Origin of the sequence: Streptosporangium sp. NPDC051022 (assembly GCF_040683035.1) — a bacterium.
In the GTDB taxonomy this organism is placed as follows: domain Bacteria; phylum Actinomycetota; class Actinomycetes; order Streptosporangiales; family Streptosporangiaceae; genus Streptosporangium.
In genome coordinates this window covers 90144-103155 of record NZ_JBFBCF010000006.1, presented here as the reverse complement: position 1 = coordinate 103155, position 13012 = coordinate 90144, and the positions used below count along the sequence as shown (strand labels likewise).

The window sequence follows — 13012 nt, the reverse complement described above, 5'->3', positions numbered from 1 at the left end:
CGGCCGGCCGTACCGCGCCGGGGCGGTTCGGCCCTCCTCCTCGGGACCTTCGGCCCTATGAACCGGCGGACGCTCCCGTGAGGATGCTCGTGACGATGCCTTCCACCGGAGATCCCTGATGGAGACGAACGAACCCGGCCCCGGGCCGAGCGGGCCTTTCGCGAGCGAGGCCGAAGTGCCGCCCGCCGTTTGGGAGCCGTTTCACGTGGTCGCGCGGACGGGACTCGACGGCATGGCCGCGCTGGCGGTATGGGGCGAACTGGACATCACCGCGGAGAGATCGCTGCGCGAGGCGGTGGGCACGGTCATCTCCCGTGACGCGCCGGATGTGCTGCTCGACCTGTCCGCCGTCACCTTCTGCGACACCTCGGGGCTGAAGGTGCTCCACCTCTGCGGCGAGGACGCGCGGACGCTGGGCGGTACGGTGGTGCTGACCGGCCTGTCGGAGCGGATGCTCTGGCTCCTGAAGGTCAGCGGCCTCGAACGCGTCTTCACCCCCGTCGTCCGCGTGCCCGGCCGATCCGGCCTCCCGTACCGGGCACCGTCCGGCCGTGGAGGGCCGTTTCCCTCCTCGCCTCCGGCGGCACCGCGCTCCCCGTCACGCTGGACGGTGCTGCGCCCGCCGCCCTGGGGGGCCGGGCAGAGCCCGAACTGACCGGACACCGCCACAGGCGTCCGGAGGGTGACGCGCGGGCGTGAAAGGCCGGGACGTCGCCGCGGAGCACCCGCCGATGGGCCGGACGCCGCCGCGGTGCCGCCGCCGGGGCCAACGTCCCTGCCGGTTCGGGACGATCGCCTCTGGGAGAACCACCTGCTCCGCGCTCCGATGGAGGGGGAGAAACAGGAGGAAAAGCCATGGTCGACTCGATTGTCGCCGCGACCGACGGCTCACCCGCCGCCGCGGCGGCCGTGAGGTGGGCGGCGGACGACGCGGGGCGCAGGGAACTGCCTCTGCGGATCGTTCACGTCGTGGAGCACTGGCCGTACGGCATCTCGGCGTTTCCTCCGCCCGGCTGGCAGGACGCGACGGCCCAGGCCGGTGAACAGGTGCTCGCCGAGGCGGTGAAGACCGCCACGGGACGCCGGCCGGGCATCGACGTGACGACCGGGCTGGCCGGGGGAACACCGGCCGAGATCCTGCGCGATCTGGCGGGGACGGCCACCGAGCTGGTGATCGGCGGCCGGGGGCTCGGCGGCTTCGCCGGAGCCGTGCTGGGGTCGGTGACCCTGCGGGTGGCGGGTCACGTGCCCGGCGCCGTCGTGGTCGTCAGACCCGGCGGGGGCGAGACGCGCGACGAGGTCGTCGTGGGCGTCGACGACTCCCCGGAGTGCGGGCCCGCCGTGGGCTTCGCCTTCGAGCAGGCCCGGCTGCGCGGGGGCGGGCTGCGGGCTCTGCGCGCCTGGCAGGTGCCGCTCCACGCGTTCATGCCGGAGACGGTCCATGACATCGCCGGGATACGGCAGGAGCAGCAGCGGCTGGTCGCCGACGCGCTCGCGCCCTGGCGGGAGAGGTTCCCCGAAGTCGAGGTCGTGCAGGAGGTGACGTGCTCCCACCCGGTACCGGCCCTGGTGGACGTCTCGGCGCAGGCCGGTCTGCTGGTCGTGGGGTCCCACGGCAGGGGTGCCCTCGGCGCGATGGTGATGGGCTCCGTCAGCCGTGGCGTGCTCCACCGCGCGCACTGCCCGGTGGCCGTGGTCCGGGCGTGATCACCCGTGGGACGGTCCGGGCCGCCGGCCGCCGGCCGCCGCGATCCGTGACCGGGGAGACCGGTTCACCGGCCGTGACCGGGGGAGGAGTCAGGCAGGGGGGAAGCCTGCCCCACCCGAGACCACGCCGGGGACGGCCCCACCCGTTCGTCCGGTGTCTCGGTCGCCTGGAGCGGGCCGGAGCACGGAGGCACCGTCGATGAGACCGTGGGCGCAGATCAAAGAGACGCATATCGCCGTCGTGGTCCTCATGGGGGACCACGCGTTCAAGCTCAAGAAGCCGGTGGACGTGGGTTTCCTGGACTTCACCACCCGTCAGGCCAGGCAGGCCGCCTGCCACCGGGAGGTGGAGCTCAACAGGCGGCTGGCCCCGGACGTCTACGAGGGGGTCGCCGACGTGCTGGGGCCGGACGGAGAGGTCTGCGACCACCTCGTGGTGATGCGGAGAATGCCCGAGGATCGCCGCCTCGCCGCCCTGGTCCGCGCGGGAAAACCGGTCGAGGAGCACCTGCTCCGGATCGCCCGGATGGTCGCCGGCATGCACGGACGGTCACGCCACGATCCGCGGATCGATCGGGAAGGAGGACGGGAGGCCCTGCGGTCCCGCTGGACCGCGAACATCGACCAGGTCCGGGCGCTCGCCGGTGCGGCGCTCGATCCCGGGACCGTCCAGGAGATCGAACGGCTCACCACACGCTTCCTCGACGGCCGTGAACCCCTGTTCGCCACCCGCGTCGCGGAGGGCCGCGTCGTGGACGGCCACGGCGATCTGCTCGCCGAGGACGTCTTCTGCCTGGACGACGGCCCCCGCATCCTGGACTGCCTGGAGTTCGACGAACGGCTGCGCTTCGTCGACGGTCTCGACGACGTCGCCTTCCTGGCCATGGATCTGGAACGGCTGGGCGCGCCCCGGCTGGCCGAGGTGCTGCTGCACCGCTACGTCGAGTTCACCGACGATCCCGCTCCGCCCGCGCTGTGGCACCACTACGTCGCCTACCGGGCCTTCGTCCGCGCCAAGGTCGCCTGCTTCCGGCACGAACAGAACAACTCGGATGCGGCATGGGAGGCCCGCCGCCTCGCCGAGCTCACGCTGCGTCACCTCCAGGCGGCCGCGGTCACCCTGGTCCTCGTCGGCGGATCACCCGGGACCGGCAAGTCGACGCTGGCCGCCGCGCTGGCCGACCGCCTGGGCTACACCCTGCTGAACAGCGACCGCGTCCGCAAGGAACTGGCCGGCATCGCGCCCGAACAGCCCGCGCCCGCCCCCTTCGGCGAGGGCCTCTACAGCCCCGAGCACACCGAGCGCACCTACGCGGAACTGCTGTCGCGAGCCGGGACGCTGCTTCAGCACGGCGAGTCCGTCATTCTCGACGCCTCCTGGATCGACGAGGAGCGCCGGGCGGCGGCCGGACACCTCGCCCGGCGAACCTCCAGCGACCGCGTCTCCCTGCTGTGCACCGCTCTGCCGCAGGTCACGGTCGAACGCCTGGCGGCCCGTACCGGCGGGGTCTCCGACGCCGACCGGGCGATCGCCGAGATCATGACGGAGCGGATGGCCCCCTGGCCCGACGCGATCGAGATCGACACCAGCGCGTCCCCGGAGCAGGCGCTGGAGCGGGCGCTGGCGGTGATCCACGCCCGCTGGGCCGAGGCGCCCCGCCGGTTCCGGCGCCCCCAGATGGAACCCGGCTGATCGGGGCGCGGACCGGCGGCGTACGGTTCCACGGGTGCCGCCGCCGGTAAGCGCCTCCCCGGTGCCTCCCCGGCGCCGAGACAGACGGCGGCTCACCACACCCGTCCCGGGACCGCGACGCCCGCCCGCCGAAAGGGCGGGCGCCGTCATGCGTCGGTGCCGGACGTCCACAGAATGCCAACCCCTTCAAGGAGAAGATGTGAACAGCACACGGAAGCGGTGGCGGGACCTGTCGGAGCGGCAGCGCGCCGCGATCCTGGTCCTCGCCTCGGTCGAGCTCTCCCTCACCGCCACGGCCGTCGTCGACCTGTGGCGCAGGCCCGCGGACGAGGTGAAGGGGGCCAAACCGCTGTGGTGGCCGGCCCTGTTCGTCCAGCCCGTCGGTCCGCTGGCCTACCTGCTGTTCGGCCGCCGGCGCCGCTCGTGACGCGGTGACGTTCGTGACGCGGTGACGTTTGTGACGGCGGCCCCGGCCGGCGCCCGCTGACCGGCCCACGATCGCCGATCACCGGGGCGCCGGCGGGGGCCGCCACGCGGGTCTCGCACGCGGCGGGCGTAGCCTGACGGGAGAGGAGCACATCCCCGTTCCGGGACGCCCGCGCCTCGGGGACACCCGCCGGTCATGGAGGGAGAAGCCGATGCCGATCGAGGTCGAGAGGCTCTCGGGCGGGACCGCCACGCTGGACGACGAGAAGCTCGCGGAACTCCGGACGACCTTCCACGGTTCCCTCCTCACGCGGGAGGACGACGGCTACGACGAGGTGCGGGCGGTCCAGAACGCGCTGATCGACCGCCGGCCCGCCCTCGTCATGAGGTGCTCGGGCGCGGCGGACGTCATCGACGCCGTCGATCTGGCCCGCGAGCACGGCCTGCTGGCGGCGGTGCGCGGCGGCGGCCACAGCGTCGCCGGTCACAGCGTCCGCGACCGCGGCCTGCTGATCGACCTGTCCGGGATGCGGGGCGTCTGGGTCGATCCCGGCTCCCGGACGGTCCGTGTCCAGGGCGGCGCGACGTGGGGGGACGTCGACCGGGAAACCCAGGTCTTCGGCCTCGTGGTCGCCGGGGGCATCGTGTCCACGACCGGTGTCGCGGGGCTCACGCTGGGCGGCGGCATCGGATGGCTGCACCGTAAATACGGCCTGTCCTGCGACAATCTGCGGGCGGCCGAGATCGTCACCGCCGACGGGCGGCTGCTGCGGGCGAGCGAGTCGGAGAACGCGGACCTGTTCTGGGGGCTGCGCGGCGGCGGCGGCAACTTCGGCGTGGTGACGGCCTTCGAGTTCACCGCGCACCCCCTCGGGCCGGTCGTCATGTGCGCGGTGCCGATGTACGCCGACGACTTCGGCGAGGTCTTCCGTGCCTGGCGCGACTGGGCGGACACGGTGCCCGACGAGGTCACCACCAGGGCCATGTTCTGGACGGCGCCGGAGGACCCCCACATGCCGCCGCAGGTCCACGGCCGGCAGCTGCTCATCACCGGCGCCGTGTACGCGGGACCTCCCGAGGAGGGGGAGGAGGTCCTGCGGCCGGTCCGGCATCTGGGCACCCCGCTCGCCGATCCGAGCGGCCCGATGCCGTACCGCATGTTCCAGTCGGCCTTCGACTTCTTCTTCGCGAAGGGCGCGCTGGCCAGCTACTGGAAGTCCCTTTTCCTGAAGGAGCTGACCGGCCGGGCGGTGGATCTGATCGTGGGCGGCGGGCTCGCGCGGACCACGCCGCAGAGCATGGTCCACGTGCCGTTGCTCGGCGGGGCGGTGAGCCGCGTGGGCCCGCACGACACGGCGTTCGGCGATCGCGACGCGCGCTGCATGCTCAGCGTGGACGGCAACTGGGTCGACCACCACGGCGCGGCGGACCATGTCGCCTGGGTGCGCCGGACGATCGGCCGGGCCGAGGAGCTCTCGACGGGAGGAACGTACCTGAACTTCGACGGTGAGGAGCCCGCGAAGACGCCCGAGCTCGTCTCCGCGGCCTTCGGGGAGAACCTCCGGCGGCTCACCGAGCTCAAGGGACGCTACGATCCGCGGAACCTGTTCCGGCTCAACGCCAACATCCCGCCCGCGTAGCCTCCGGCCCTCTACGGGCGTCTTCGGGTACGGCCGTGGACGGAGGGGACGTCCCTTCCGCCCGCGACCGCGGCGTTGGATCGGGCTCAGCGGACCTGGAGGTCGACGCAGTTGTAGAACGCGTTCCCGGTGTCGGCGACGTTCCAGACGGCGAGGATCTTGTGGCGCCCGCTGGGCAGCCCGCTGAGGGAGTGCGAGATGTTCGACGGCGGCTGGGTGTTGCCCTGGTTGAAGGTCTTGAACAGGGTGCCGTCGACGTAGTACTGCCAGGTGCTGGTGCGGTGCGCCGCGCTCAGCCGCCACTGGAAGGTGACCGTGCTGGAGACCGTCGTCGTCGGCCAGCCCTTGCTCTCGTTGTCGAGCACCTTCCAGCGGCTGCCGCCGCTGCACAGGCGGGATCCCTTGGGGGCCTCGACGCTCTGCGGTTCGTACTCCAGTCCGCCGCAGCCGGTGACCTTCTTGTTGGCGCACATGTCCTGCCGGCTGGGCGGGGAGGTGATCCAGCCGTGGGCGCTGGCCGGGCTCGCGGGGGAGAGGGTCACCGCCAGGGGGGCGGACACGAGGAGGGCGAGAGCTGTGAGCAGCCGTTTCCTGACGCTCATCTGAGCTCCTTTCACCCGACGCGCCAGGGGGGTTGTGGCGCGCGGAGTCGGTGCCGGGTCGTACGGCGACGCCGGGGTGGCGCGCCGTCGGCAGCATAACTCGACCCCTGCCTAACTGTTAAGAAGATTGTCAGTTAAGTTTCTTTATGGTTCTCTTCCGGTCGCCACGTTCCCTGTCCTGGCGCCGGGGTCCCGGCACCGGCGGCGCATCTCAGGCCGGTCCGCCGATCCTGCGCCATCTGCGGCCGGCGGTACCCGGTTCCGGGGGCATGATGACCCCGCGGCTGCGATAGACGACGAACGGCCGCCACAGGTACCACAGCGGGAAGCTCCAGGCGTGGACCAGGCGGCTGAACGGCCAGACCGCCCAGATGGCCCAGGCGGCCGTCGCGTGGAGCTGGTAGATCACCGGGGTGGTCGTCATGGCCCTGACGTCGGGCGATCCGATGAACAGGCCGCGGAACCACGGGGCGACGGTGAGCCGGTAGTCGTAGCCGGAGCCCAGGAGGTTCCAGCCGACGGTTGGGGCGATCCCGGTGAGCACGATGATCAGCAGCAGGATCAGCGCGACGTAGTCGATCTTCGCCGTGGTGGCCCTGACCCGTGCGACGAACATCCGGCGGCTCGCGAGGATCGCGATGCCGACGATCACGACGACCGCGGCCAGCGCGCCGCCCACCGCCGAGAACCACCGGTAGACGCCCTCCGGGACGCCGAGGGCGCGGGTGACCGAGACGGGGACGAGGATGCCCATGACGTGACCGAGGATCGCGGCGAACGCCCCGTAGTGGAACAGCGGCGCGCCCCACTTGAGCAGGCGGTGCTCCAGGAGCTCGGTCGAGTAGCAGTCCCAGCCGAACCTGTCGTAGCGCCACCGCCAGACGTGACCGACGACGAAGACGGTCATGGCGACGTACGGCAGGATGACCCACCAGAACACATCCAGGGTGCTCGGCTCGGTCATGACCGCCTCCCCGGTTCCGGAGGCCGTCCCGACAGATACTCGGGCGGTGCGAACGGTTCCAGGCCGACCTCCTCGGTGGGCGGCCCGTTCTCCCACAGCGCCCGCACCGTCCGGAGCTCCTCGCGCCGCAGTCTCGGAAGCAGCGCGCAGACCGCCTCGACGACGTGCGCGTACGGCGTGCCCGCCGCCTCGAGCGCCCGGCGGAGCAGGTCGAGGTCGGTACGGCGGCGGCGTAGCAGCCCCACCCCCTCCCGGCTGAGCGCGGCGAACTCGAGCACCAGCGGCAGGAAGTCGGGCAGTTCGTTCTCCGGCGGCCGGAATCCCGCGCGGCGGTAGGCGGCCTTGTAGGCGAGCATCGCCATCCCGCGTTTGCGCGTGTCGCCGTACCGGTGGTAGCTCAGGTAGAGCGCGCAGCGGTGGTGCAGGTCGAAGGTCTCCACGTAGTGCCGGGCGACCTCGCCCGGCGGGGTCGCCCGCAGCCAGGCGAGGAAGGCGGCGAACTCCGCGCGCGCCGCCCTGGGCGTGGCGCGCGCGGCCTCGTCGAGCCGGTCCACCCCCTCAGAGAGGGCCGGGACCGGATACTGCAGCAGCACCGACGCGAGTTTGAAGGCCGTCTCCGTCCCGTTCATGCCGTGTCCTGCCCGGGGAACAGGCGTGAGGGGTCGCCGGTGCCGTCCCAGCCGAGCAGGTTGGCGTGCGTCCGCCCGTCGTTCCCGCGGAACATGGGAGGTCCCTCGGACGAGGACGGGCTTCCGGCCGGGGGCGGATACCCCTGGCCGCCCATGCCGGGCCCGCCGTCGCCGTCGAGGCTGCAGAACAGCTGCTGGTGCTGGGCGGTCAGCGCCCCGGCCTCCTCCGCGTGGACCCGCGGGATGACGTAGCGCTCCTCGTACTTGGCGATCGCCAGCAGCCGGTACAGGTCGTCGACGTCGTCCGCGGTCATGCCGACCGAGCGCGGCAGGTCCTCGCCGGGGTCCCGGCCCAGCTGTACGGCCCGCATGGTCGCCCTGACCGCGGCGAGCCTGCGCAGCACCAGGCGCACGGTCTCCACCCTGCCCGCGGTGAAGAGGTTGGCCAGATACTCGACGGGCACGCGCAGCGAGTCGATGGTGGCGAAGACCCGGTCGGGGTCGGCGGGGTCGTATCCCTCGGCGTGCACCACGTCGGCGACCGGCGACAGGGGCGGGATGTACCAGACCATGGGCAGCGTCCGGAACTCGGGATGCAGCGGCAGCGCCACCCGGTGACGTACGGCCAGCGCGTGCACCGGGGAGCGGCGGGCCGCCTCGATCCAGTCGTCCGCGATGCCCTGGCGCGCGGCCTCCGCCCGGATCGCCGGGTCCTCCGGGTCGAGGAACACCGACAGCTGCGCCTCGTACAGGTCCTGCGGGTCCGGGGCCGACGCGGCGCCGAGCACCGCGTCCGCGTCGTAGAGGAGCAGCCCGAGGTAGCGCAGCCGCCCGACGCACGTCTCCGAGCAGATCGTCGGCTCACCCGACTCGATCCTGGGGAAGCAGAACGTGCACTTCTCGGCCTTGCCGGTCTTGTAGTTGAAGTACACCTTCTTGTACGGGCAGCCCGACACGCAGAACCGCCAGCCCCGGCACCGGTTCTGGTCGACCAGGACGATGCCGTCCTCGTTCCGCTTGTACATCGCCCCCGACGGGCACGAGGCCACGCACGAGGGGTTCAGGCAGTGCTCGCAGATGCGGGGCAGGTAGAACATGAAGACCTGCTCGAACTCCATCCGCACCCGCTCTTCGAGCCCGGCGAGGTTCGGGTCGTCCAGGGCGTGCTCCGGCGCGCCCGCCAGGTCGTCGTCGAAGTTGCTGCCCCACCGGATGCGCATGTCCCTGCCGGTGAGGGTGGAGATCGAGTGCGCGCTGGGGTTGGGCGTGCCCAGCGGCGCGTCGATGACGGTGCCGTAGTCGTAGGTCCACGGTTCCCCGTAGTCGTCGATCGACGGCAGATCGGGGTTGTAGAACATCTCCAGCAGGCGCCGCAGCCGGCCGCCCGCCTTGAGGCGGAGCCGTCCCTTCCCGTCCAGCGTCCAGCCGCCCCGCCACTTCTCCTGGTCCTCGTAGCGTTTGGGGTAGCCCACGCCGGGCTTGGTCTCGACGTTGTTGAAGTAGACGTACTCGAGGCCGGGCCGGTTGGTCCAGGTCTGCTTGCAGGTGACCGAGCAGGTGTGACAGCCGATGCACTTGTCGAGGTTCATCACCATCGCGACCTGCGCCATGATGCGCATCAGAACCGCACCTCCTGCGATCGTCTGCGGATGACCACGAACTCGTCGCGCTGGAACCCCGCGGGGCCGTAGTAGTTGAACGCGAACGACAGCTGGCCGTACCCGCCGATCATGTGGGTGGGTTTGACGAGCACCCGGGTCAGGGAGTTGTCCGCGCCTCCGGGCCAGCCGGAGATCTCCGTGTAGGGGGTCAGCAGGTTGCGGTCCTTGGCGTGGTACATGAAGACCGTCCCCTCGGGCATCCGGTGGCTGACCACGGCACGGCAGGCGACCACGCCGTTGCGGTTGTACGCCTCGATCCAGTCGTTGTCCGCCACGCCGATCTTCGCGGCGTCCCGGTCGCTCATCCAGATGACCGGGCCGCCGCGGAACAGCCGCAGCATGTGCAGGTTGTCCTGGTACTCGGAGTGGATCGACCACTTGGAGTGCGGGGTGAGATAGCGCACCGTCACCTCCGGGCGGTTCTCCTCCCCGAGCCCCTGGGCTCCGAACAGCCGGGCGTAGTTGAGCGGCGGCCGGTAGTTCGGCAGGATCTCGCCGTACTCGGCGAGCCAGTCGTGGTCGAGGAAGAAGTGCATGCGCCCGCTCAGCGTGTGCCACGGCTTCCCGCGTTCGACGTTCAGCGTGAACGGCGAGTAGCGGCGCCGGTCGCTCTCCATGCCCGACCACTCCGGGGAGACGAACACGGCCCTGGGCTGCACCTGGGTGTCGGCGAACGTGATGCGGCGCTCGGCGCTCTCCTCCGCCAGATCGTCGAAGCCCACCCCCGTGCGCTCCCGCAGCGCCTCCCACGCCTGCGCGGCCACCTGCCCGTTGGTGCTGCAGGAGAGCGTCATGATCGCCTCGGCCATGTGCACGTCGCGCGTCAGCGAGGGACGGCCGTCGCCCGGCCCGCCGCGCACCCGGCCGTTGTCCCGCCCGAGCTGTTCCACGGCGGCCGACGGCACCCACGAGATCCCCTTCACCGCGGTGCCGAGGGTGTCGACGAGCGGGCCGAGCGCCGCCATCCTGGCGGCCACGGCACCGTAGTCCCGCTCGATCGTGACCAGCTTCGGCATCGTCACGCCCGGCACCGGCTCGCACTGCCCGGCCTTCCAGTCGAGGACCCGGCCGCCCGGCTGGGCCAGCTCGTCCGGGGTGTCGTGGGTGAGCGGCGCGGCGACCACGTCCGTACGGGTGCCCAGGTGGACGGCGCCGAGCCGGGACACCTCCTCGGCGATCGCGGTGAACGCCTCGAAGTCCGAACGCGCCTCCCACGGCGGGGCGATGGCCGGGTTGAAGGAGTGGATGAACGGGTGCATGTCCGTGGTCGACAGGTCGTACTTCTCGTACCAGGTCGCGGCGGGCAGCACCACGTCCGAGTAGGTGCAGGTGCCGGTCATCCGGAAGTCGATCGTGACGAGCAGGTCGAGCTTGCCGCGGGGCGCCTCGGCGTGCCAGGTCACCTCGGCCGGGCGCACGCGGGGCGGCGACTCCCCGGCCCGGATCGCGTCGTCGGCGCCGAGCAGGTGCCGCATGAAGTACTCCATGCCCTTGCCCGACGAGCCGAACAGGTTGGCCCGCCAGAGGGTGAGGACACGCGGGAAGTTGCGCGGATCGTCGGGATCCTCCGCCGCGAAGCGCAGCCGTCCCGCCTTCAGCTCGTCCACGATGTGGTCGGAGACCGGGCGGCCGGCCCGCGCGGCCTCGTCGGCGAGGTCGAGCGGGTTGCGGTCGAAGGTCGGCTGCGCGGACGTCCAGCCCAGCCGCTGGGCCTGGACGACGCAGTCGGCGAAGGACCGGCCCGTGAACAGCCCGCGCCCGAGCGGGCTGGCGAGCTCCTCCGCGCCGAACAGCTCGTACCGCCACTGGTCGGTGTGCATGTACCAGTACGGCGTGGCGGCCGTCTGCCTGGTGGGGCGCTGCCAGTCGAGCGCGAACGCGAGCTGGGTCCAGCCGGTGAGCGGGCGGATCTTCTCCTGCCCGACGTAGTGCGCCCAGCCCCCGCCGTTCACCCCCTGGCAGCCGCACAGCATGATCAGGGTGAGGAAGGACCGGTAGGTCTGGTCGGAGTGGCACCACTGGTTGGTGCCGCCGCCCATGCAGATCATCGACCGGCCCCGGGAGACCTCCGCGTTGCGGGCGAACTCCCGGGCGACCCGGACGGCCGCGGCGGCCGGTACGGAGGTGATCGTCTCCTGCCAGGCCGGGGTGAACGGCACGGGGTCGTCGTACCCGGAGGGCCACCGGCCGGGCAGCCCGTCGCGCCGTACGGCGTAGTGCGCCATCACCAGGTCGAAGACCGTCGTCACCAGACGGCCGGCGATCCGCGTCACCGGTACCCCGCGGCGCACGGTCGTGCCGCCCTCGGTCGCGCCGACGTCGAAGCGGGGCAGGTCCACCGGGACCGCCTCGGTGTGCCTGCCGTACAGCGTCAGCAGCGGATCGATCCCGCCCAGGTCGAGGTTCCAGCGGCCCTTGCCCGACTCGCCGAAGCGGAAGCCGAGCGAGCCGCCGGGCACCTTCGGCGCACCGTCCGCCGCGTCGAGCAGCACCTGCTTGTGCGCCGCCCCCTCACCGGTGTCGCCGAGGTCGGCGGCGGTCAGGAAGCGGTCCGGCACGTACGTCTCGCCGCGCTCGGCCAGCGTCACCAGGAGCGGCAGGTCGGTGTAGGACTTGACGTAGCCGGTGAAGTAGGGGACCTGGCGGTCGCGGAAGAACTCCGACAGGACGACGTGCCCCATCGCCATGGCCAGCGCTCCGTCGGTGCCGGGACGGGCCGCCAGCCAGTCGTCGGCGAACTTGGTGTGGTCGGAGTAGTCAGGGGAGACCACCACGACCTTCTGGCCCCGGTAGCGCGCCTCGGTCATGAAGTGCGCGTCCGGGGTACGGGTGATCGGCAGGTTCGTCCCCCAGACCATCAGGTAGGAGGAGTTCCACCAGTCGCCGGACTCGGGCACGTCGGTCTGGTCGCCGAGGACCTGCGGCGAGGCGATCGGCAGGTCGGCGTACCAGTCGTAGAACGACAGGATCGTGCCGCCGATCATCGACAGGAAGCGCGTCCCCGCCGTGTAGGACACCAGCGACATGCCCGGGATGGGGGAGAACCCCGCGACCCGGTCGGGACCGTACTTCTTGATCGTGTGCACGTGGGCGGCCGCGATCAGCTCGCTCACCTCCGGCCAGGAGGAGCGGACGAATCCCCCCTTTCCCCGCGCGCTCTTGTAACGGCCCGCGCGTTCCGGATCATCGGTGATCTCCGCCCAGGCGGTGACGGGGTCGCCGAGCCGTTCGCGCGCCTCCCGCCAGATCTCCAGCAGGGGACCCCGGACGTACGGATAGCGCACCCGTGCGGGGGAGTAGGTGTACCAGGAGAACGACGCTCCCCGCGGGCAGCCCCGCGGCTCGTACTCGGGTGAGTCCGCCCCGACCGAGGGATAGTCGGTCTGCTGGGTCTCCCAGGTGATGATGCCGTCCTTGACGTAGACCTTCCACGAGCACGAGCCGGTGCAGTTCACGCCGTGCGTGGAGCGGACCACCTTGTCGTGGCGCCAGCGTTCACGGTAGAACTCCTCGGCCTGGCGGCCGTTGTCGTGCTGGACCTCGCGGTAGTCCCGCGACGGTGTGCCCGCGGTGAAGAACTGCGCGGCACGCAGCAGTGCCTCCACCGGCTCGCCGCCGGGCCGCGAGGGGGTCAACGGTTCTGCCATAGGATCACCCCGCTTCAACACGATATCCGGCAAAGCGAATATT

At 71.7% G+C, this 13012-nt stretch carries 10 protein-coding genes; 5 read left to right on the top strand and 5 right to left on the bottom strand.

Annotation, left to right across the window (positions count from 1 at the left end; translation table 11 throughout):
* Positions 1-118: 118 nt before the first annotated feature.
* The 5 genes from AB0N02_RS13320 to AB0N02_RS13300 all read left to right on the top strand — a co-directional run bounded on the left by AB0N02_RS13320 (position 119) and on the right by AB0N02_RS13300 (position 5466).
* Positions 119-655 (top strand): STAS domain-containing protein, encoded by a 537-nt coding sequence (locus AB0N02_RS13320; RefSeq protein WP_363945555.1) that lies wholly within the window; start codon positions 119-121, stop codon positions 653-655.
* A gap of 200 nt (positions 656-855) precedes the next feature.
* Positions 856-1707, top strand: a complete 852-nt coding sequence (locus AB0N02_RS13315; RefSeq protein WP_363945554.1) for a universal stress protein — start codon at positions 856-858, stop codon at positions 1705-1707.
* A gap of 199 nt (positions 1708-1906) precedes the next feature.
* Entirely contained in the window at positions 1907-3400 is a 1494-nt protein-coding gene (locus AB0N02_RS13310; protein WP_363945552.1) for an AAA family ATPase, read from the top strand.
* Positions 3401-3599: 199 nt separating this feature from the next.
* Positions 3600-3827: a PLD nuclease N-terminal domain-containing protein gene (locus tag AB0N02_RS13305; RefSeq protein WP_363945550.1), complete on the top strand. Its 228-nt coding sequence runs from the start codon at positions 3600-3602 to the stop codon at positions 3825-3827.
* 211 nt (positions 3828-4038) lie between these two features.
* Positions 4039-5466, top strand: a complete 1428-nt coding sequence (locus AB0N02_RS13300) for an FAD-binding oxidoreductase (protein WP_363945548.1) — start codon at positions 4039-4041, stop codon at positions 5464-5466.
* 86 nt (positions 5467-5552) lie between these two features.
* Here the strand turns inward: AB0N02_RS13300 and AB0N02_RS13295 are convergent, their stop codons facing one another.
* The 5 genes from AB0N02_RS13295 to AB0N02_RS13275 all read right to left on the bottom strand — a co-directional run bounded on the left by AB0N02_RS13295 (position 5553) and on the right by AB0N02_RS13275 (position 12969).
* On the bottom strand, positions 5553-6068 hold the full coding sequence (locus AB0N02_RS13295; protein ID WP_363945546.1) for a lytic polysaccharide monooxygenase auxiliary activity family 9 protein: 516 nt from the start codon (positions 6066-6068) through the stop codon (positions 5553-5555).
* A gap of 211 nt (positions 6069-6279) precedes the next feature.
* Complete coding sequence (gene narI / locus AB0N02_RS13290) at positions 6280-7032, bottom strand: respiratory nitrate reductase subunit gamma (protein ID WP_363945545.1); 753 nt, start codon at positions 7030-7032, stop codon at positions 6280-6282.
* On the bottom strand, positions 7029-7661 hold the full coding sequence (gene narJ, locus AB0N02_RS13285; protein WP_363945543.1) for a nitrate reductase molybdenum cofactor assembly chaperone: 633 nt from the start codon (positions 7659-7661) through the stop codon (positions 7029-7031). Before narJ ends, narI begins: the two co-directional genes overlap by 4 nt.
* Positions 7658-9280 carry a nitrate reductase subunit beta gene (narH, locus tag AB0N02_RS13280; RefSeq protein ID WP_363945541.1) on the bottom strand — a complete coding sequence of 541 codons (1623 nt, stop codon included), beginning with the start codon at positions 9278-9280 and terminating at the stop codon, positions 7658-7660. The genes narJ and narH overlap by 4 nt, the downstream gene beginning before the upstream one ends.
* Entirely contained in the window at positions 9280-12969 is a 3690-nt protein-coding gene (locus AB0N02_RS13275; protein WP_363945539.1) for a nitrate reductase subunit alpha, read from the bottom strand. Before AB0N02_RS13275 ends, narH begins: the two co-directional genes overlap by 1 nt.
* Positions 12970-13012: the final 43 nt, after the last annotated feature.